We start from the raw sequence: 20,720 nt of genomic DNA, 5'->3' as shown, positions 1-20,720 counted from the left end.
TTATCCCTCCTTAATCGTGATGGTCTGCCGCATGATCGTATCCGAAGTGATCGGAACATATACTTGATTAGTTGAAACCTTATTATGAAGCGAATCTTCAACTTCAATCGTTTGGACAGCATCCACTGATCCGAAGGGAACCAAATACTCCAGCGAGAGCATCCCTCCTGAAACGGTCTTGACCCTCAACTGCTCAATTTCATAGGTCCCATTCAGCACAATCTTCGTCACTTTGGCACTCGTATGCTCAGCCAGTTCATTCAAATAAGCCGGTTCAATCATTTCACCTGCACCTCCTGATTCCGTGTAGCAAAAGGCGTACTTCCTAATTTCCATGTCGTAGATAAACGCGTCCGCCTGGATAACGGCGTCTTAAACAGCTGTTCCTCGATCAGTATCGTGTCGCCTAAAGCTGTCTCCTGAAGGTAAACCAGATTAGCCGGTTTTACATTCCGGATCGTGTAGGCCAGTTCTTTAAAAAGAGGCGCGTCTGTTAATTTCGCGGTTATTTTTAGAATAGCCGCTTGAACATCGATGCTGACAATCGCTTTGCCTGGACCCAATAAATAATCCAGTCGCTCTTGCAGGTATCTCTCCGTAAAAGGCGGCTTCGTGGATAACCGGTTGATGATCCGCTTTCTGCGAAATTCCAACGTTTCGGCCGAAGTGTCTGCACGAATCGTTAACTGAGCCTCCCATCTTCTAATGGAAGACTCAGATGCCGTGAGCACGAATTTATCATCCAGCGCCTGCTCAACGGCCTTGTGCAGCCGATCGAATTCAGGATCTTCCGCAGCTGTAAGCTTCTGGAACTCCAGAATATCCCGGTACTGCTGCGGCAAGTATTTAATCAGTTCAGCCATGAAGCGTCACCGTCCCCTTAACCGGGATTTCTTCCGCTTCAAGCTCAACATTGCCGGTGCTGCCGTTTAGTCTGGTGACCGTGATGTCTGTGACACCCGCTACGGCTAGGATGCGCGCTTCGATCTGGCTCACCCGGACGATCAACCGTTCTTCGTCCTTCCAGAGCTTACGGAGGGAAAGAAAATAAGCCTCGATGACGGCCTCAATCTCCGGCCTCACCTGGCTTATCGTGGTATAACTCGCAAGGGTAATGTTCGTTTCAATTTCAATGCTTACACCGCTTGCTCCTGCAATCGTAACCCGATGACCGATCGGAGCCATCCCGATCCCTTCACCGCTGCTGACGACAGGATCTACAATGGTTTGGACGCTCTCGACAAGGGAAGCGGAAGGCTCATTATACTCGCTGGTGATGATTACACATTTTACTGTGCCGCCACCCTGCCAGACCGGGAATACCTTAACGCCTCCGACACCTGCCAGACTGTTGATTTTCTTTCTGTAGTCCGCGACGTTACCGCCAAAAGGCTGCTCGTTGATGGCTTCGAGATAGCGTTTGCGGAGAGCTTCATCCGTTTCATCGTCCTCACCGGGAACAACCTCTCCGGTCAGCACCGCACGGGCCAGGTCCGGAATATAGTCAATCGGAATCATCGTCCCGAATATCCGGTTGGCCGTTCTTCCTGCGGTCTCAGCTTCCATGACATATTCCCCTGCTGCCAGTCGTTCAACCGCTGTGAAGTTCGTGTTCTGCGCTGTAAACCGGCTGCCAAGCGGTATATCCAGCAGGGTATCTCCTTTAGCGAAGAATTGTCCTTTCTTAAGCGCTTTCGTTTTCCGTTCGCGGTTCACCCCGTATTCGGCTGTCCGCCGCTCCAGGTATTCGCCGGTTGCCGTATCTGCATATGCAAGTGATTTGTCCTGCTCTAGGCTCACATAAGCCTGAGCCAGTTCTGCGGCGGCCGGGGCGATTGCATTGTAGATAATACTGCCCTCACGCTTATCCAAATCATCCGGTATCCGGCTCAGCATCCGCTTAATCAGGATGTCAAATGTCTGGTACTCAACCAAGTCCTCTCACCTCTTTCTCTACTTCCAATACCCCTTCTATCGTATATATCCGGAAACTGAACAGCACCCTGTCTTCCTTGAAGCTGAACGTAAAATCCGTTACGGCTGTTATCCGTTCATCCTGAAGCAGCGCTTCTGCGACCCGGCGCTTCAGCTCGGATTGCAACAGAAGTGAATCTGTGCCGATGAGACCGGGCAGCTCACTGCCGTAATTAAAGCTGTAGATCAAATGCTCATACCGCTGCGTGTTCAGAATAGCGTATACGGTCTGTTTGATCGCTTCGATCCCGTCGATCATGCCCGATATGCGTTTATTCTCGAAGTCGACCCGGTAAGTCAGACTCGGCTGCAGCTCTGCCGATGCCAGCGTGGTCGGGAGAGAAGTAACGGGTAAAGTGCTCATGATTCAGCCGCCTTTCCCAATACAATGAAGCTTTGGCCGCCCTGAACGCGCAGAAGAACAAGACTGCTGCCTACGCGGATATCGGTTACATGATCCAATACCACCAAGAAGTCCTCTGCAAGCCGGAAACGCTGATCCACGCTTACCTCCAGCGGACTCACCCGGGTAACCGCTGCATACAAGACAGCGACCGGATCGTCCGATCCTACTGCATCGCGTCCAATCTCTTTAATTAAATTAAGGAGGCTCATCTTAAATCACCTTCAAATCCAATGTCATCGTATGCTCACTGCCGTCAAAACGATGCGTGCATTCATCAACCAGAAAATATTGCTTTAACTCCAGCTCCTGGATATAAATGTAGACAAAGCAGCCGGCCCGGAACCGGAGATCACCGAGAGCGGTGATTTGGAGCGTCTTCTTTTCCCGGTTCTTAACCGTCATGAGGTTGTTCAGCAGCTCATTAATTTGAGCACTGTTCATGTTCTCATTCACTTTTTCGTAATACTGAAGCTTTCCCCATTTGGCAATATTAGCGGAGTCTTGGGCAATGTATACGTCTCTTTGCTTGGTTTCCTTATTATCATGGACCAATTTGACACGGTTGAAGACATCTTGGTCGATGCTCCGCTTCTGCTGATACCCCACCATCAAGCTCTCGTCTCCCACAGCGATTTCAACTGTCATATTATCGATATTCCGCAGCGTAATCTCACCGAAATCATCGTACAGCACGTAATTCTTTTTCGTGGCAACCAGAGTCATGTCCAGAGCTTTGCATACCGTGTCAAAAAGCTTCTTGTTGTCCTCCACCATCGAAGGAATGGCATAGCCCGTCTCCTCCAGAACGCCCACTTTCAGGTCCAAATCTTTGGCAATCCGCCGGATCACATCCGTTGCTGTAGTATTGGAGAATACATAGGTATCATTAGACATCAAGTACCTGAGCTGATCAAAAGCCGTGAGCTTGACGGTCTCTTCCTTATCTCTCTCCACGGTAAAAACATAGCCGTGAAACACGTTGATGTGATCCTTCCGAAGCCAGATCACATCCCCGTTGTTAACGTTAAACGCCTTATTCTGATAAAGAGCCCCGCGGATGAAATCAATCTCCAGACTCGATGCCCGGCCGATCCGGCTTGTCTTCCAGGACAGGTTATGAACGAGTTCGGACATATCCCAGACATAGCCATTGCGATTATCCATCAACAATTCGAACATAAGTCCCTCCTATGGAAGTTTAATTACCGTCCCGATTCTAAGTTTTTTGAGCTGCGCATCTGTAAAACCATTGAACTTCTGAATCTCCTTAAACCGGCTCTCATCACCCAATACCGTCTTCGCCACTTTCCAGAGGGAATCCCCCGCTTTAAGCGTATATGTCTTAGGCGTTTGTTTCTCATCCTGCCTCTTCGGCTGCTCCGCCGCCTGGACCTGTTCGCCGCTCGAATTCGTCTTCACGATAACTCTCCGCGCTGCGTAAAAGACGTACTTCTTAAGCGTCATGTCGAACTCAATATCGCCCGGTGATCCCGCCGCTTCCTTCCAAGTGAAGGAACTGATGGTAGCAGCCAGATTTATGTCGAAATTAGAGCCGACAAAAACAAAACGCATCGGTCGCCGGGTGGCCATCCAACTCTCAATGAGCTGCACATAGCGGAATGGCTCCAGAAGCACGGTGTCGACTACAAACGGATAACGGACCGCCGGGAAAAAGCTGCTGAAACTGATTTCGGTCAACTGGGGATCCTTCGGAATATTGATTTCTCCGCCCTTCACCAGGTTATACGATTTCCCTTCTACCCCGCCCGACACTTCGATTTCTTCCGGATTGACCGGAAGCCGGAAGCCGTTCTCCTGATTGTTAAAGCTTAAATAAATGCCGTAATCGTACATTAGCCGTACACCCCCTTGGCGGAAGCGGCAACCTCGAGGGTCAGGGCCTGGGTAATCCTGTCCACAATCGTGTTAATGTCGTCACCGGTATTAATGTCCCCCGTCTCCACGGACACCGTAGGAGTGAGCGTAACGAAGTTCTGAATGCTGCTCATTTCCGCTAGCTCTCTCATAAGCTGCAGGTTTTCATCGGCTATGTCGACCTTGTCTTCGATCTGGCCGACTGTATCGACTTTGCCGATGTTGCCCATGTTGCCCATGTTGCCCATATTGGCGGCTTTGGGCCCTGCTATCCCTTTACTCGGATCATTCTTCCATTTATTCAGATCTTCTTGAGGATCTTTCTCATTTTTAAATTTATCCGCTATTGAATTAAAAGCTCCTGCTCCTTTGCCATACCCGAAATCAAATTCGTTCTTTAGGTTCTTGTATTCCATATGATCGAATTTCAGTACTTTCTTGTCCGTTTCAGGTTTTTTCATCTTCATCATAATTCCGCTTAAACCATCACTAAGAGCGTGCGTATTATTCTCATCAAACAACCCGAGCGGTGGAATGTTCATTCCAGGTAATTTGTTCATTGCATCAGCAAGCCAATTCATACCTTTCAATACGCCGTTGATTCCCTGGAGAATCGTCTTCATAAAGCCGCCCGCGAATTCCTCGGCACTCCGCAACATGGTTAACATTAATTCCCCAAAAGATTGAGCCAAATTATAGGAAATCATTTCCAATGCATACAACGGATCTGCTAGAAAGTTGAAAATAGATTCTGCTATACTCATAACGAAATTATAAATGAATGCAAAAACGTTCATTATTATTCCCACTAACATCATAAATGCTCCCGCAATAAAACCCGCAACTTGTTCACCCGTAACACCAAAATGAATCAGCATAAATACGAGGGCTCCTATTAGTACACCAATAAGAATGATCGGTGCGTACGTCATCATCCATGCAACCGCTTGAGCATACAAGGGTGGTATTGCAGCCCATAGAGAAGCGATCATTCCCCATATTCTCGGAATCAGTATAGCCGTTAAAGCACCCGCAATACCAGCCAGCACCGAGGCAATAACGGGCCAGGCAAACACAATTAAGTTAATGAATTGCTGCACTCCCCAGACCAAGAAACTAAAACCTTGTACGGCTATCCATAATGCCCCGGATAACGCATTGAAAAAAGTTTGAAGCTGCCCATTTTGAAACGCCTGATTTAACATCTCAATGATAGGCATTAACGCATTCATAGCATTACCGCCTGCTCCTGACATCGCATCGTTGAAATTGCTGCGAAGCGTCTCAACCTGGGTTAACGGTGTATTAAACATGGTATCAAATGCTTGTTGACCCATGTTCTGTTTTTGAAGAAGTTTGTCAAAAGCAGCAATTAACCCGTCGATATCTCCTTTTTTACTGAGATCTTCAAGCTTATATTTCTGTAAATCGGCTTTAGGAAGACTGAATTTATCGGTAAGTTTAGTTATGTCCCCCGACATGGCTTTTCGAATAGCTTCGAAAGCAACCTCAGGCTTATTCCCTGAACTATCAAGAATACTTAACCGGGCAGCCAGACTATTTGCTTTATCGAGTTGTTTCGTATTCTGTACAGAAGGCATTAAAGATAGAGTCCCTTTGAGATAATCTTGAGGGTCCATGCCTGATTTTAAAGCATCCTGATTGTACTTATTAAACATGGAACTGCCCAGAGCTTCATTCCCCGTTCGTGCAACAAAGAGATCTTTTAATTTCTCATCTTCCATAGCCCCCTTGACCGACATAAGGGCTATCGGCCCTACCGCAGCATAGATTGTAGCTGCAAGCTTCTGAAAGTTTTGAATCCCTTTTAAGATCGACAAGTTAAACCGATTCTGGGATTTTTCCGCCTCATTAACAGCTTCCGCCACTTCTTCCGTGGCGCCTTTTACTTCCTCAGTCGTTCCCTGAGCTCCTTTTGCGGCTGCCTGTAGTCCATTTGTCGCCGTTTGCGCCCCTTGGGCAGCTGCTTGCACATTCTGCATGTTCACAACCATCATATTGATGGTTTGGTTAATCTGAGTCAAATTAACGCCCATGGAATCAAACATACCGGAGCTGCTGCTCGCTGCTTTAGGACTAAAAAGCTCCAGACTTGTGCCCGCTGGTGAAGGATTGTACGGCTGCACACTTGTAGGAGGCGGGTTATAAAGCTGCAGACTTGTAGAAGCACTACTCATACGCGTTCCTCCTTCCTCTATAAAAATAAGACGCCCCTACTGGTATAGGGGCGTCATTTATTTCGTTGCCGACAAGACGCAGCAGGCAATTCAGGCCGCATGCGGCGGCAGAAGCAAAGCCTATTTCCTCTTCCTGCGCGCCTGCTTCTCTTTGCTTACCTTATAGTCAATCATAGCAAAGATCGCAGCTTTTTCTCTGACAGACATGGCTGTCAGGTCATGCGGAAGAATGTGCAGTTCATGGAGGGCATAGTAGGCATAATTCGCCTCGCCATCGCCCTCCTCCATTAGTTTTTTACCTCATCCTTCAGATCATTCACGCTCTGGTCAAAGCCGTTAACGGCTTGAACTTTCTCCAACAGAACGGCATATTCACCCGGCAGCAGCATCTTGACAACCAGCTTTTCAGCGGCCATCACCCCGTAAGACTTCAGAAGCTCCGCGTCTTTCAGGTTTGGGAAAGCGACGGAAGCGACAACAAGACGGGCCAGATACTCGTTCGTATCCATTTCCGGCATGTACATGCCGCCTTTTCCCTTCACTTTGCGGGTTGCAGCCTTACGGCACTCCTGGTTTTCTTCTTCTGTGATACTTCTGATCTTCCAGGATACATTCTTACCGTCTTTATCTTTAAAACGGTATGATACTTCTACCGTTTCTTCCGTATCCACGCTCGCGTTCTGCGCGAAAAACATGCTTAAGCTGCTCATTTATATTCCTCCTGTTAGCCGCCCAGTACCGGTGCGGTGAATGAATCGGGGATTTGCACATCTTCGAACGTGAATTCAATGTCTTCTTCCAGAGCTTCCGACTCCGTATTGAGAGAGGCCATCATAACGCTGTCCAGATTCACACCCAGGAGCGTAACTGTCTGGGTACCGATGGTGGAGCTCGGGTCTTCATTGGTGACCATGATATCAAAATAGGTATCTTTACCTGTTTTGATATAGTCGTACATTAATTTACGGAAACGGGACGTTACATAATAGATCGTCATGCTGCCGGAACCGGACCAGCCTGCCGCTTTATGCTGAGTTCCACGACGGCCCAGTGTACGCACCTCGGACTTCTGCTTCTCAGCTGTCGCCTCCAGTGATTTGATGTAGAACATTTCCTCGACTTTGCCGTCGATCGTAGCGTAAGCCCGGCCTTCCTGGCCGGAGATGGTATCATTTCCTTTTAGGAAACCCATGTTATCTCACCTTCACTTCCATATAAATTTTTTCTACGGCATCTGCCGGCTGAACATACGAAGAGATCAGAATACTGTCGCTATCCATACCTTCTGTCACTTGAACGTCTTTCTGGGCGTCCAGGTTCTTGATCGCATTGATTCCTTGGAGGGTCGTCAGATACTGCACAGCTTCTTTGAGGAAAAGATTGCGGCCATCCTTGTTGTTATCTACTTTGCCGATGTAGAAGGAATCAAAGATTCGTTTCAAGTCATTTGCGATACCATCCAGGACCCGGATAACTCTATTCTTGGAGAATTGTCTGCCTTTGGCGGAAGTGAAAGATTTAAACGTATTGATATCCACTTCTACAAGGGCACGTCCCGCACTTGGCGTGAACACAAATTCCCCATTCTCGATAGCCGTGACGATTTGAGTATTCGTGTAACGGATATCCACATCAACCGCATCGTCATAAGCTTGATGGGTAAGAGATTGATTGACGGCAGCGGATGCCGTGGCAGCGGCAACCCATACGACCGCCTCCGATGCGGGGACGAGAGTACCATCCGCCAGAATGACACCGTTCTTGACGCTGATCACGCCCTCGTTGTCTGCAAGAGGGTAATTTTCAAGCACCAGCTGAATCTTCCTGCCTTCTGCGTCTCTAAGGCGTTTGACAAATGCCGTATAGATGCTTTTGAGCGTCGGATCGGAAGACGGCAGAGCAAGGGTGTTAAAGTCCAGCACTTCCGCAGCTGCGAGGTAATCGGCATGATCCTGGTTCGTTACCGTACCGTTATCCCCGCCTGTCAATGGCATTCCAGCCGTAACCTCCAGTGCCCCGGTTCCTGAGAAATCAATCCATGCATTATCCTTCAGATCCTGGATAGCCGGAACCGTCTGCGTATCTACCATTCTGCCGGCAAGAAGTGTATTTACATCAAACTTCGTATTGTCGTCAATGTTAGGCTGGATCACGATAGCGAGATCATTACCCAGTATTCCTCCATGTTTAGCCGTCGCGGTTAATCCGCTTTTCGTAACAGCCGCTTTAACACCGGTATTAAGACGATAAACCAGAACAGTTTTAGCCCGTTTGAATGCCTCACGAAGCAGCAGCATTTCCGGAGCCGTAATATCATAGCCAAGCTGGTCTCTGAGATCCTCACCTGCTTGAAGCTCAATTACTTGTTTCGGAGCACCCCAGCTGAGTGCCAGCGGGAAGCTTACGGTACCGCGATCCCCCACTGTACCAAGCGTTTTAGGATCACTTACGATATTAATATACGTACCGGGTCTCACTTTATTTTGCGTTGTCCAATTTCCTCCGGTCATTTCTGTACCTCCTTCAAATAAAATTCTTGTTGGATCTGTTCAATTTCGCTCCAGGTATATCGCTCATCATCAGAGAGCAAACCTGCAAGAACATCCTTCTGCAGCAATGTAAACTGGCCGGACCCCAGAAACTGTTCCTTGGTGTATCCTTCTTCATTTTTCAACTTAGTCATGCTTGATTTGTCCCTCCTGTTTCAGGCTGCCCATCTTCGCAGCAGATACCTCCGTGCGCAGCACTTGAAATTCGTAATCCACGTAGAAACGCAGCACATCATCAACGGCTTCATGCCGCATTCTGATTCCATGGAGCATACTTCCTGCCGCCGTAATAAATTCCAGCTTATCGTACAATTGCTCAGCTGCATGATGCCGCTCTCTGCCGGTTGCGCCGAAATACCGGATCTCAAGCGTGCAGGCCCGGCTGTAACGGCGTCCTTGCAGGCGTGTCTGTTTGCTTGCGATAAGCTGGATATAGAAGCTGCCTGGTTGTAAAGCTTCTGGAACCTTCTCGTCATATACTTGATTGCTTGGAAAAGCTGCCGCAACCGATGCGGCGACGGCATCACGGATTTTATTTTCCGTCATCTTCTGCCCATCCCTCTTTCATCGACCCGCTTGGGCCTGGAATACTCCATGACCTGCGTTTGTTGCAGGGTGTTCTACAAGTTCATCTCACCACGCTCCCGTTTGATATACAGGCTAAGCTTTGATAAAAACTAAAGTGCTCGGGCCCAAGGGAATAGCAAAGGCCCCGGCAGTCTCAGCCAGGGCCCAAAATGTTCTGATTAACCACCGCTTATTAGTTGTCAATGTCCTCATATGGAGGTTCGGCGCGGTGCTATCAGGTTTTTATCACTTTTCTACAATTTCATCTTATCACGTTCAAATGTCCAGTTGGTGCTCATCCTAGAGTCAGGTTACGTCCAACTGCATTCACATTACAGTCAGAATTCAGCGTTATCTTGTTCAAAGAAACCGATCAGCTTCAAGTGATTAGCCATATTGACCATTCCTTCCGTCATCTTACGTCGGATCGTGCTGTCACTGAGGGCGGCGCGCCGGAAAAACAAAATGGTCTCCGTATAAGAACACCCTTCTATATACCTCCGTTTAATTACTTCCTTGGCCTCCGGGTCTCTAATCAAACCGAACGCACGGTACAGCATGGTGGTATAAAGTGTATACTGCTGGTACACCCATCGCTGCTTCTCCATCAGGATGACGGCATTAGCTGTTTTATCCGAATACAGCTCGTCCTGATCGATCCGGCGGGCTGCTTCACCATCTACCCCCACCATAGCGAGATCTTTTTCGTATTTCTCGAAGTCCTCCATTAACAGGATCATGCTTTTATATTTTTCTAGCAAAAATTTGGTCCGCTGAATCTCTTGTTCATTGGCGGCGGGAAATAACCCGCTTTGTTTCTGCTGCATAGTCCGTTCCATTGAAAGTCCCCCTCAGTTTCCTTCATAAATTGTCAAACTTGTTGAATTCCTTCATGAAAACCAACTCGACCGTGCCAACGGGGCCATTTCGCTGCTTAGCCATAATAATTTCAATCCGGTTCTTCTTCTCTGATTCTTTATCGTAATAATCTTCCCGGTGTAGGAAGGCTACGATATCAGCATCCTGCTCAATGGATCCCGATTCTCTGAGATCCGACAAAACAGGCCGCTTATCCTGCCTCTGCTCCACACTGCGGGAAAGCTGGGAAAGAGCGAGGACCGGGACGTCCAGCTCACGGGCGAGCTGCTTGAGTGTACGCGATATCTCAGACACTTCCTGTTGCCTGTTACCGTCTTTCCGTGTTCCGGCGATCAGCTGCAAATAATCAATGATAATCATGCCGAGTCCCTTCTCCTTTTTCAGCCGCCGGCACTTTGCCCGGATTTCCCCCGCCGTAACGGCCGGGGAATCATCGATATAAATAGGAGCCTCCGATATCCGGCTGAGGGCCATCGTCATTTTGTTCCAGTCAGCCGGCTCCAGTGTGCCTGTCCTGAGCCTGCCGGCATCCACATTTGCCTCTGCCGAGATAATTCGTTGCGCAAGCTGCTGCACTCCCATTTCAAGGCTGAAAATAGCAACCGTTTCCTTGTTCCTTATACTCACATTCTGAGCGATATTGAGAGCAAAGGCCGTTTTACCGACCGAAGGTCTTGCTGCAATAACAATCAAGTCCGACTTCTGGAATCCGTTCGTCAGCCTATCCAGGTCATCGAAGCCGGAAAGCAGCCCCGCTCCTTCACCGCTGCCTGTGCTGTAGAAATTCCGCTCAATCTTCTCGAAACATTGAATGGCTGCCTTCTTGATAGGATGAAAAGGCTGTTGAATACACTCTTGTGCGGTCAATGTATCCGTACCCGCCTGGATCATGGCAACCAGCTCAGCTATATCCTCGCGCTCTTCCGCATGCTTCAGCTGCTGCCTGAGCTGCAGGATAATTCGCCTGTGCACCGCCTTGTCTTTCACAAGACCGGCATAGTAAGCCAGATTCGCTGCGGTCGGCACGGAGTTAACTAGCTCCGCTAAGTAGCAAACACCCCCGGCACTCTCCAGCATTCCTTTGCTGTGGAGCCTCTCCGCTAGTGATATCGTGTCTATCGCTATCCCTTCACCCGCAAGTTCCAACAAGGCGCCGAACGTGATTCGGTGATTCGGATAGTAAAATTCATCGCCTTTCAGAATGACATCCGCCTGACCCATCGTTAGAGGATCCATCAGAATGGCGCCAAGCACTGCCTGTTCCGCTTGCAGATGATTCGGCAGCGGCGTGTTATGAATGTCTAGTACCAAGCTTGCTCAACCTCTCTTTCAGTTCGGGCGGTAGAGGGACAGGTTCAATCATTCGCTGCTGCCCGTTGGCATCACGGACTATGAAGCGGTTATCCAGCATCTGACGGGTTTCGGCAGCGTCCGGTATATACCGGCCTTCCCGTCCATGTCCCGGCTTCCTGGCCAGAAATCCGGGTGTTGGCGGAAAACGGTGATCCGGATGAAGGATGTATTCCATAAGGTTCTTTTCCGCTAGCTCAAAGGGGATCTCTTTTAGAATGCTCTGCCATAGTTTCACTTTGAAATCATCATAAGAAAAGCCGGTGAATGTGTTATCAATCACCAGAAATATCTTGCGCACTTCGACCTCGTTCACGTTCTTCCGCCTCCTGTATTTTTCGGATTGCCAGCTCGTTTTTGGAATGCTGGGAATTCCTGATCCCTCCGCTCTGCTTCGATGAAGCCATCCTGGGTTTTCCTATCAGGACCTTATTTGCCCAAGCCTCGTTAATGGCATTAACATAATAGTTGAAGCTCGACGGCTGACTGAAAACCAGCCCAGCTTCTTTATCCCGCCCGCACTTGGCATCGTACAGTTTACGCATAGTCTGAATGACGAAGGAAACCGGTATGCCGGATGCATACATACCCTTGATAGCCTGCCGTTCGGTTGGTTTAAGGTGTATGTCCAGACGGTTATGAAGTTCACAATAGGCCTTCACAATCTGTATGAAAGGTTCTGCCATAGGCCCCTGTAAGTGAGAGATATTTCCTATCCCCTCAGTAGCAGTACTTTCTTGTTCTGTACCCCGGTAACAGGTAACATCCCCTGAATTTGCGTTATCTTTAACAGCAGCAGGGTTATATAGATCCCAATTTATAGCGGTTATCAGCGTCCCGTAACTGTTACCTCTAACCCCAGGGGAAGCGTTACCCGTAACAGGTTCATAATGGATCATGCGGTGCTTTCTCATCCACTTTAAGATAGAGTCAATTGTTTTAGGATTGGGTTCATATAACTTTCCCTGCTCCTGCCATCCCACCCCCTTTGCGATTGTACGCAAGGTGGATAAGCATTGCCCCGGGAGAATTACGAGCAAAGTCCCGTCTCCAAGTGTCATTTCAGCCTTTCCGTGGTTAAATTTATATTTCAGATATTGCCAGACCCGATGATATAAAGGAGGCATCCGCCATATATCACTGCTCAGTTCCTTGCGGTGATCTTTAATATATCCAGCCAATATTTTCACCTCGTGCTTTTCTGCTTCAACAGATAATTTCTTACGTACCCGTAGAATGTTTCCGCTTCTTGTCAGAGCAGCTAATTCAGAGAATATAACTTATCTACTCAAACATTAACAAATCCACCTAAAGTAGACTTCTAATCAAAAAAAATTTCATCTATTCTAATACCGACAATTTCTGAAAATTCCTTGGCTTTATCTAGAGGCATTTCATTCGCATTCCGTTCCCACTTCATATAGGTCTGCCGAGGGACTCCTAGTCTGTCAGCCACTTGTTGCTGAGATAAGCCGCATAATTCCCTTGCTTGTCTTGGAGATAGGGCCACGGTTTTGTTCCCCTTTCTATCGTAATGGAGTTATATTATTCTACTTTAAGTGGATTGTCAACGTTTATAAGTACGACAATTATACCTTTCAGTTGATTTTCGTCATCAACTATCCTATAATTTACTTAAAATAGAGCGGAGGATTCGGTTGTGGGAATTAGCGAAAATATTAAAATCGTTCGTGAGCGCTACGGGTTAACTCAACAAGATTTGGCGGATATCGCTGGGGTTACGAACAAAGCTGTTTCCGCCTGGGAAACGGGCCACAAAGAGCCCCGGATGGGGGCTATCGAGAAAATCGCCAACCGTTTTGGCATCAAGAAAAGCAACCTTATTGAAGATGGCGGAATGCAGCAGACCGATTCCAGCTTTCCCGGGACCATTGCAGCCCATTTTGACGGGGAAGAATACACGGAAGAAGAAATGCGTGAAATTCTAGAATACGCCAAATACATCAAATCAAAACGTAAGTGAGGTTGAGCCATTTGTTTAAATCACTTCTTGCTGAAGCAGAAAAAAATGGCGTCCAGGTTGTCGAACATGTTTTCAACAGTCGTAAACTCAAAGGTTTATATATGGATGGATTTATCATTTTGAATTCTCGAGCAATACGCACCTGGACCGAAAAGACGTGCATTATCGCTGAAGAACTCGGCCATTATCACACTTCTGCAGGAAACATCTTGGATCAGTCAACCTTACAGAATCGCAAGCAGGAGAAGAGGGCCCGAAACTGGGCCTATGAGAGACTCGTTAGTTTACTAGCCATAACAGAGGCTTTCGAACACGGAGTTCAGAACCGATATGAATTAGCGGATTATTTGAATGTAACCGAGGAGTTTTTGACGGAGACAATTGACCATTATCAAGAAAAATACGGATTATGTACACCGGCGGGAGATTATATTGTTTACTTTAACCCTCTTGGAGTAGTAAAACTGTTCGAATAGAACCATGATTCAGGACCTTCCAGTAAACCCATTACGACCTCAAACTTCTTTCTAAAAGAAGAAACCCGGTGTTTCCTATGTTCAGGAAACACCGGGTTTTCTGGTTCGAGTTTTTAACGCTTAAAGTGCATAAAAAAAACATGCCCGGCAGACCATCCTGACACGCAGGATCGTCACCAGACACGTCTTTCTAAACAAAGATGCTTACTTTCAAGTAGACCCTCGTACGGGCTTTGTGCGAGATCGGGGAACCGCTGCAGTGCAGCGTTTAACCGATACTGCCTTCCATCTCGAACTTGATGAGACGGTTCATTTCGACCGCATATTCCATCGGCAATTCTTTGGTGAAAGGCTCGATGAAGCCCATGACGATCATTTGAGTCGCTTCCGCATCCGTCAGACCGCGGCTCATCAGATAGAAGAGCTGATCTTCGGATACTTTCGATACGGTTGCTTCATGCTCAAGTGTGATGTTATCGTTCAGGATCTCGTTGTACGGGATCGTATCCGAAGTCGATTGCTTATCCATGATAAGCGTATCGCACTTGATGTTCGATTTGGAACCGGCGGAGTTGCGGCCGAATGATGCCAGACCACGGTAAGTTACTTTACCGCCGTGCTTGGAAATAGACTTCGATATGATCGTAGAAGTCGTATCCGGAGCCAAGTGATGCATTTTGGCACCTGCATCCTGATGCTGGCCTTTACCCGCAACGGCGATCGACAACACGGAGCCTTTGGCGCCGCGGCCTTTGAGAATAACCGCTGGATACTTCATCGTCAGCTTGGAACCGATATTGCCATCCACCCACTCCATGTTCGCGCCTTCTTCGGCAACGGCACGTTTGGTTACGAGGTTGTAGATGTTCGGTGCCCAGTTCTGAATGGTCGTATAACGGGCACGGGAATTTTTGCGGCAGACGATTTCTACAACCGCGCTGTGCAGGGAATTCGTGCTGTATACAGGAGCTGTACAGCCTTCAACATAGTGAACGAAGCTATCTTCATCCGTAATGATGAGTGTACGCTCGAATTGGCCCATGTTCTCCGAGTTGATACGGAAGTAAGCTTGAAGAGGCACTTCACATTTTACGCCTTTAGGCACATAAATGAAGCTTCCTCCGGACCACACCGCGCTGTTCAGCGCAGCGAATTTGTTATCTGTCGGAGGGATAACCGTTCCGAAATACTCACGGAACAAATCCGGGTATTCACGAAGCGCAGAATCCGTATCCATGAAGATAACGCCTTGATCTTCAAGTTCTTTCTGCATGCTGTGGTAAACGACTTCGGATTCATACTGTGCGGATACACCGGCAAGGAACTTTTGCTCCGCTTCCGGAATCCCCAATTTATCGAAGGTTTCCTTGATTTCAGTCGGAACTTCCTCCCATGTTTTCCCCTGCTTCTCAGAAGGCTTCACATAGTACTGAATCTCGTTAAAATCCAGATCGTCCAGATCCCCGCCCCAACGCGGCATCGGCATGCTGAAGAACTGCTCCAGTGATTTCAGACGGAACTCGAGCATCCACTCGGGCTCGCCCTTCATTCTGGAAATTTCGGTTACGATTTCTGCATTCAGCCCTTTTCCGGATTGGAAAATGGATTTATGCTCGTCCCGAAAGCCGTATTTGTACTCTTCCATTTCTGGCATTTGCTTGGCCATCGTGCTAACCTCCTTCAAAATTGTAATTACGCTTGCTTGGTCTGATCAATTCCTTTACGCAGCGCATTCCATGCTAATGTAGCGCACTTAATGCGGGCCGGAAATTTGTTCACACCGGACAAAGCTTCTATATCTTCGTACTCGAATTCCACATTCTCACCTTTCATCAGCTTAGAAAAGTTCTCTGCCATCTCCAATGCTTCATCGAGGGTCTTACCCTTCACGGCATCCGTCATCATGGATGCGGAAGACATCGAAATCGAACAACCTTCGCCTACATACTTGGCAGCTTTCACTACCCCGTCTTCCACCTGCATCTGCAGAGTGATACGGTCCCCGCATGTAGGATTGTTCAAATTAATCGAGACGGATTCGTTCTCGTCGAACGTTCCGCGGTTTCTTGGTGTCTTATAATGATCCATAATGACTCTGCGGTATAAATCATCCAAGTTCATGACCGAAGTACTCCTTTGTTTTTAGTAAGCCCTTGACGAGTCGGTCGATGTCATCTTCAGTATTGTATAAATAAAAGCTGGCACGGGCCGTTGCGGATTGTTCCAGCCATCTCATAAGAGGCTGACAGCAATGGTGACCGGCTCGGATGGCGATTCCTTCCGCATCCAGAACGGTAGCCAGGTCGTGCGGATGAACAACATCCACGTTAAACGTGACCAGACCTACGCGATTCTTCTGCGGGCCATATACACTCAGACCTTCAATCTCAAGCATACGCTCCATGGCATAAGCCGTCAAGCTGGCGTCATGAGCCGCAATCGCGTCCAGACCAATATCCTCCAGGAAATCGATGGCTGCCCCAAGACCGACTGCTCCTGCAATGATCGGGGTGCCTCCTTCGAATTTCCAAGGAAGCTCCTTCCATGTGGAATCATACAAATCTACATGGTCGATCATTTCGCCGCCGTATTCAATCGGCTCCATGGCATCAAGCAGTTCTTTCTTCCCATACAATACCCCAATCCCGGTTGGCCCACACATTTTGTGGCCGGAGAAGGCGAAGAAATCGCAGTCCAGATCCTGCACATCTACCTTCAGATGCGGTGCGCTCTGGGCGCCGTCTACCATCATTTTGGCGCCGTGGCGGTGGGCAATTTCGGCAATTGCCTTCACCGGGTTCAAGACACCAAGCACGTTGGACAAATGCACGATGGAGACGAATTTCGTACGGTCGGTGATTGTCTTCTCGACATCTTCTAGCGTAATTGAACCGTCCGCCTGAAGCGGGATATATTTCAGCGTGGCTCCTGTCGCTTTGGCGACCTGCTGCCACGGAATGAGATTACTGTGATGCTCCATAGGCGTAATGACAATTTCATCGCCCTCACCGCAGATGGAGCGCGCATAACTGCTGGCGACCAGATTGATCGCAGTCGTTGTACCGCGGGTGAAGATAATTTCCTGCTCGGAACGGGCATTGATGAAGCGTACGACTTTGGCCCTCGCCCCTTCGTAAGCATCCGTCGCCCGAGATCCCAGAGTATGAACGCCTCGGTGTACGTTGGAATTGTCCCATTCGTAGTATTTCTTCAGGGCTTCGATGACTTGGACCGGCTTCTGGGAAGTCGCAGAGCTATCCAGATAAACGAGCGGATGCCCGTTCACTTCCTGATTCAAAATGGGGAACAGTTCACGTATTTCCGAAGGTTTCATTGCCCCAGCTTCCTCTCTACCATCGATTGCAGCTGCTCTTCCAGCTTCGCAATCGGAATCTCCGATACGACCGGCGCCAGGAAACCGTAGATGAGCAGGCGAGTCGCTTCGTCACGGGAAATACCGCGGGACATCATGTAGTAAACCTGCTCCTGGTTAACTTGGCCTACGCTCGCTGCGTGACCGGCTTTAACATCGTCTTCATCGATCAGCAGGATCGGATTCGCGTCTCCGCGAGCTTTAGGACTCAGCATCAGGACACGCTCGGTCTGCTGACCGTTGGCGCCCGTAGCGCCCTTCTCAATCTTCGTAATGCCGTTCACAATAGCTGTACTGTTGTCTTTCATAACAGCACGCGTAATCATGTCACTGGAAGAATTCAGACCGAAGTGAATAGCGCGGGTCGTCAGGTTCAGCTTCTGATCCTGCGTTCCGACGCAGATGACTTTCGCATCCGAGAATGAACCGTTGCCTTTCAAGACGGAAGTCGTATCCGACATCGAATTGCCTTCGTTCATTTCGCCGACTACCCAATTCACGCGGGCGTCGTTCTCAACGATAGCGCGGCGGTAAGTGAGGTCGGTTACCCCTTCGCCGAGGTTGTGGACTGAAGCCACTTGTACATTAGCGCCCGGCTTCACGAATACTTCCGTTACACCGTTCTGCACCAGCTTGCCGGCACCCGTGGATGTAAAGTTCTCCACATAAGTAACGGAGCTGTTCGCCTCTGCGACGATCAATACGTGCGGAGAGAAGCTTGCCGCTGAATCATCCGATAAGAACAATGCTTGCAGCGGAATTTCTACGTTCACGTTCTTAGGAACATAGATGAACACGCCGCCGCTCCATAGAACAGAGTGAAGGGCTGTCAGCAGATTCTCGCCTGCATCCACCGCTTTGCCCAGGTAAGGACGCACCAGATCGCCATGCTCGCGTACAGCTGTTTCCAGATCCGTGAAGATAACACCCTGGTTAGCGATTTGTTCCGAAAGCTTATGATAAACAGCGCCTGAATTGCGCTGAACAATGATGTTCGTTTCGTTCACAAGCGACTTCACCTGTTCAGGCAGGTCGCTTACGGATGCCAAACTTTGAGGCTTGCTGTAGGTTCCGAAGGAACTGAAGTCCCAACGATCCAGTTTTGTTTTCTCAAGCTTCGGTAATTCCAAAGATTCCGCCAGATTGGCCGCCTGCACACGCAGATCGGTCAACCACTCCGGCTCCTGTCTGGCTTTCGACGCTTCGGCGACGGCTTGGGAATCAACGGGAAGAATGGTTTGTGTCGTCATTTCTATTTCCTCCTAAATTAAATAGCCCAGGCCATTAATTGTATTTCGGTGCAGTCGTATTCATAGGTACTTGAAATTCCTGTTCGTCATCATGACCCACCGTTTCGTCAACAATGCCGAGTTCTTCTTTAATCCAGTCGTAGCCTTCTTTCTCCAGACGCTGAGCCAGCTCAGGACCTCCGGATTTAACAATTCTGCCTTGCATCATGACATGGACGAAATCCGGCGTTACATAATCCAGCAAACGCTGGTAGTGTGTAATGATCAGGAACCCGCGTTCTTCGCTGCGCATAGCATTCACACCTTGAGCGACGATGCGGAGTGCGTCGATATCCAGACCGGAGTCAATCTCGTCGAGAATCGCGATACGAGGATCAAGCATGAGCATTTGCAGAATTTCATTCCGTTTCTTCTCACCGCCGGAGAATCCTTCATTCAGGTAACGGTGCATGAATTCCGGATTCATTTCGAGCTCCTTCATGCTGCCTTCCATTTGGCGGATAAATTTGATCAAAGAGATCTCGCTGCCTTCTTCACGGCGGGCATTGATCGCACTGCGGAGGAAGTCGGCATTGGTCACGCCGGCAATCTCGCTTGGATACTGCATAGCCAGGAATAGACCGGCGCGCGCTCTTTCGTCAACGGCCATTTCCAGCACGTCTTCACCGTCAAGGGAAATGGACCCTTCCGTTACTTCGTATTTAGGGTGACCCATGATCGTGGATGCCAGCGTACTTTTACCTGTTCCGTTCGGTCCCATGATCGCATGGATTTCGCCGCCCTTAACTTCCAGGCTGAGGCCTTTCAGAATTTCTTTACCTTCGATTGCTGCTTTCAGACCCTCTATCTTAAATACGGGTGCATTTGCCATAGTGAATTAACCCTCCAACTTTTAAATGAATTTCACTTTATAATCATTCTAATATGATTATCAATGATTCTCAATAGCCTCATGATAGACTATCCCGCCTACTTTAATCAAGAAAGTACATTATGCACGGCTTTTCAAGCCTAAACGCCTTTGTTTGAGCTTTTTCATTTTATTTTGCTTGTCCCGTGTATCCAGCAGACTTTCCGGTTGTCAATATGTATGTTAAGTATGCTCTGTCCGCTTCAATCCGCTTTACTCGGCCAAAGCCTGATCCAGCTCCGTCAGAATCTTCTGGAAAGCTTCATCGCTCAGTACTGGCGTTCGCCCGGCGGGGGCAAGATCGGTCTGCAGCTCTATCCAGGACTTGCAGCCTTCATAATCGGACAGGACAGGAAGCACGGCTGGCTGATCGAGCTTGTACACACGCAGCACCATTACATGAAGCGGGTGCTTGCGTTTCCATTTGAGTCTTTCTTCCGCGAATGATTCCGTCCAAATATGAAAAGGCAGCAGACGATTCAGCATTTCAGGATCACTGATTTCGATATCCCGGACGAGCTCCGCCCAGCTTGAAATCGTGACCTGCCTGTCCTCCGGGTTCCATTCGTGGACAGTGGCCTCCAGATGCTGCCTGTTCTCGTCTTTAACAAGATGAGGTTTCTGATGCTCATAAGTCGGATACAGGTAAAAAGCATCGGAAACAACGCTGAAATGCTTCGTTTCCTCGCGGATTCCGCCTTTGCGCATGATCAGAATCTGATCTCCGCGCTCCAGCGCCTGCACAGCGGCTGCCCACTCTTTTAACGCGATAAGGGGATGGTTCATATCAAATCACCTCTTTGTGCCCAAGTTATCGGCTCACTTCACTCTATTATAGAGGTCCCCCTCCCGTAATGGCAAACCGGGGCAGTGCAATGACCGGCACAGGTGCGCAAAAAGACCAGCGCCCCCAGTCGGGGGCTGCCGGC

At 48.6% G+C, this 20,720-nt stretch carries 27 protein-coding genes; 2 read left to right on the top strand and 25 right to left on the bottom strand.

Annotation, left to right across the window (positions count from 1 at the left end; all coding sequences use genetic code 11):
- The 19 genes from AR333_RS00840 to AR333_RS25685 form a co-directional block, all read right to left on the bottom strand.
- Positions 1-282 (bottom strand): ketopantoate hydroxymethyltransferase, encoded by a 282-nt coding sequence (locus AR333_RS00840; RefSeq protein ID WP_068773464.1) that lies wholly within the window; start codon positions 280-282, stop codon positions 1-3.
- The gene (locus AR333_RS00835) at positions 279-863 is read right to left on the bottom strand and encodes a putative phage tail protein (RefSeq protein WP_068773463.1); all 585 of its coding nucleotides are present in this window, start codon (positions 861-863) and stop codon (positions 279-281) included. The genes AR333_RS00840 and AR333_RS00835 overlap by 4 nt, the downstream gene beginning before the upstream one ends.
- The gene (locus AR333_RS00830; protein ID WP_068773462.1) at positions 856-1,935 is read right to left on the bottom strand and encodes a baseplate J/gp47 family protein; all 1,080 of its coding nucleotides are present in this window, start codon (positions 1,933-1,935) and stop codon (positions 856-858) included. Before AR333_RS00830 ends, AR333_RS00835 begins: the two co-directional genes overlap by 8 nt.
- A complete protein-coding gene (locus tag AR333_RS00825; protein WP_068773461.1) occupies positions 1,928-2,338 on the bottom strand; it encodes a DUF2634 domain-containing protein in 411 nt (136 codons plus the stop codon). Before AR333_RS00825 ends, AR333_RS00830 begins: the two co-directional genes overlap by 8 nt.
- A complete protein-coding gene (locus AR333_RS00820; RefSeq protein WP_068773460.1) occupies positions 2,335-2,589 on the bottom strand; it encodes a DUF2577 domain-containing protein in 255 nt (84 codons plus the stop codon). Before AR333_RS00820 ends, AR333_RS00825 begins: the two co-directional genes overlap by 4 nt.
- 1 nt (position 2,590) lies before the next feature.
- The gene (locus AR333_RS00815) at positions 2,591-3,559 is read right to left on the bottom strand and encodes a hypothetical protein (RefSeq protein WP_068773459.1); all 969 of its coding nucleotides are present in this window, start codon (positions 3,557-3,559) and stop codon (positions 2,591-2,593) included.
- A gap of 9 nt (positions 3,560-3,568) precedes the next feature.
- Positions 3,569-4,234, bottom strand: coding sequence for a LysM peptidoglycan-binding domain-containing protein (locus AR333_RS00810; protein ID WP_068773458.1), 666 nt, complete (start codon positions 4,232-4,234; stop codon positions 3,569-3,571).
- Positions 4,234-6,264 (bottom strand): hypothetical protein, encoded by a 2,031-nt coding sequence (locus AR333_RS00805; RefSeq protein ID WP_172798778.1) that lies wholly within the window; start codon positions 6,262-6,264, stop codon positions 4,234-4,236. Before AR333_RS00805 ends, AR333_RS00810 begins: the two co-directional genes overlap by 1 nt.
- Before the next feature lie 309 nt (positions 6,265-6,573).
- The gene (locus AR333_RS24845; protein WP_172798777.1) at positions 6,574-6,741 is read right to left on the bottom strand and encodes a hypothetical protein; all 168 of its coding nucleotides are present in this window, start codon (positions 6,739-6,741) and stop codon (positions 6,574-6,576) included.
- Complete coding sequence (locus AR333_RS00800) at positions 6,741-7,163, bottom strand: phage portal protein (protein ID WP_068773456.1); 423 nt, start codon at positions 7,161-7,163, stop codon at positions 6,741-6,743. Before AR333_RS00800 ends, AR333_RS24845 begins: the two co-directional genes overlap by 1 nt.
- Before the next feature lie 14 nt (positions 7,164-7,177).
- A complete protein-coding gene (locus AR333_RS00795; RefSeq protein ID WP_068773455.1) occupies positions 7,178-7,645 on the bottom strand; it encodes a phage tail tube protein in 468 nt (155 codons plus the stop codon).
- 1 nt (position 7,646) lies between these two features.
- Positions 7,647-8,963, bottom strand: coding sequence for a phage tail sheath family protein (locus tag AR333_RS00790; RefSeq protein ID WP_068773454.1), 1,317 nt, complete (start codon positions 8,961-8,963; stop codon positions 7,647-7,649).
- The gene (locus tag AR333_RS24840; protein ID WP_172798776.1) at positions 8,960-9,136 is read right to left on the bottom strand and encodes a hypothetical protein; all 177 of its coding nucleotides are present in this window, start codon (positions 9,134-9,136) and stop codon (positions 8,960-8,962) included. The genes AR333_RS00790 and AR333_RS24840 overlap by 4 nt, the downstream gene beginning before the upstream one ends.
- Positions 9,129-9,548 (bottom strand): DUF6838 family protein, encoded by a 420-nt coding sequence (locus AR333_RS00785; protein ID WP_068773453.1) that lies wholly within the window; start codon positions 9,546-9,548, stop codon positions 9,129-9,131. Before AR333_RS00785 ends, AR333_RS24840 begins: the two co-directional genes overlap by 8 nt.
- Positions 9,549-9,907: 359 nt before the next feature.
- On the bottom strand, positions 9,908-10,408 hold the full coding sequence (locus tag AR333_RS00780; protein WP_253735688.1) for a hypothetical protein: 501 nt from the start codon (positions 10,406-10,408) through the stop codon (positions 9,908-9,910).
- Between the two features lie 22 nt (positions 10,409-10,430).
- A complete protein-coding gene (dnaB, locus tag AR333_RS00775; RefSeq protein ID WP_068773452.1) occupies positions 10,431-11,759 on the bottom strand; it encodes a replicative DNA helicase in 1,329 nt (442 codons plus the stop codon).
- A complete protein-coding gene (locus AR333_RS00770) occupies positions 11,740-12,114 on the bottom strand; it encodes a replicative helicase loader/inhibitor (protein WP_068773451.1) in 375 nt (124 codons plus the stop codon). Before AR333_RS00770 ends, dnaB begins: the two co-directional genes overlap by 20 nt.
- Positions 12,074-12,988 (bottom strand): hypothetical protein, encoded by a 915-nt coding sequence (locus AR333_RS00765; protein ID WP_156430794.1) that lies wholly within the window; start codon positions 12,986-12,988, stop codon positions 12,074-12,076. The genes AR333_RS00770 and AR333_RS00765 overlap by 41 nt, the downstream gene beginning before the upstream one ends.
- 131 nt (positions 12,989-13,119) lie before the next feature.
- A complete protein-coding gene (locus tag AR333_RS25685) occupies positions 13,120-13,308 on the bottom strand; it encodes a helix-turn-helix transcriptional regulator (protein WP_068773449.1) in 189 nt (62 codons plus the stop codon).
- Positions 13,309-13,458: 150 nt separating this feature from the next.
- On the opposite strand from AR333_RS25685, the gene AR333_RS25225 reads away from it, so the two are divergent.
- Together AR333_RS25225 and AR333_RS00750 are read left to right on the top strand one after the other, a co-directional pair.
- The gene (locus AR333_RS25225; protein WP_084783427.1) at positions 13,459-13,782 is read left to right on the top strand and encodes a helix-turn-helix transcriptional regulator; all 324 of its coding nucleotides are present in this window, start codon (positions 13,459-13,461) and stop codon (positions 13,780-13,782) included.
- 11 nt (positions 13,783-13,793) lie between these two features.
- On the top strand, positions 13,794-14,258 hold the full coding sequence (locus AR333_RS00750) for an ImmA/IrrE family metallo-endopeptidase (protein WP_068773448.1): 465 nt from the start codon (positions 13,794-13,796) through the stop codon (positions 14,256-14,258).
- Positions 14,259-14,526: 268 nt separating this feature from the next.
- Here the strand turns inward: AR333_RS00750 and sufB are convergent, their stop codons facing one another.
- The 6 genes from sufB to AR333_RS00720 form a co-directional block, all read right to left on the bottom strand.
- Positions 14,527-15,924, bottom strand: coding sequence for a Fe-S cluster assembly protein SufB (gene sufB, locus AR333_RS00745; protein ID WP_068773447.1), 1,398 nt, complete (start codon positions 15,922-15,924; stop codon positions 14,527-14,529).
- A gap of 26 nt (positions 15,925-15,950) precedes the next feature.
- Positions 15,951-16,379, bottom strand: coding sequence for a Fe-S cluster assembly sulfur transfer protein SufU (sufU, locus tag AR333_RS00740; RefSeq protein ID WP_068773446.1), 429 nt, complete (start codon positions 16,377-16,379; stop codon positions 15,951-15,953).
- Positions 16,366-17,592, bottom strand: coding sequence for a cysteine desulfurase (locus AR333_RS00735; RefSeq protein ID WP_068773445.1), 1,227 nt, complete (start codon positions 17,590-17,592; stop codon positions 16,366-16,368). Before AR333_RS00735 ends, sufU begins: the two co-directional genes overlap by 14 nt.
- Positions 17,589-18,881 (bottom strand): Fe-S cluster assembly protein SufD, encoded by a 1,293-nt coding sequence (sufD, locus tag AR333_RS00730; protein WP_068773444.1) that lies wholly within the window; start codon positions 18,879-18,881, stop codon positions 17,589-17,591. Before sufD ends, AR333_RS00735 begins: the two co-directional genes overlap by 4 nt.
- Before the next feature lie 34 nt (positions 18,882-18,915).
- The gene (gene sufC, locus AR333_RS00725) at positions 18,916-19,752 is read right to left on the bottom strand and encodes a Fe-S cluster assembly ATPase SufC (protein ID WP_068773443.1); all 837 of its coding nucleotides are present in this window, start codon (positions 19,750-19,752) and stop codon (positions 18,916-18,918) included.
- A 252-nt stretch (positions 19,753-20,004) separates the two neighbouring features.
- Positions 20,005-20,577: a DUF1802 family protein gene (locus AR333_RS00720; protein WP_068773442.1), complete on the bottom strand. Its 573-nt coding sequence runs from the start codon at positions 20,575-20,577 to the stop codon at positions 20,005-20,007.
- Positions 20,578-20,720: the final 143 nt, after the last annotated feature.

Source organism: Paenibacillus sp. FJAT-26967, assembly GCF_001541095.1.
Lineage (GTDB): Bacteria > Bacillota > Bacilli > Paenibacillales > NBRC-103111 > Paenibacillus_F.
Note: the sequence above shows the minus strand (reverse complement) of the source record. Positions and strands in the feature narration are given on the sequence as shown.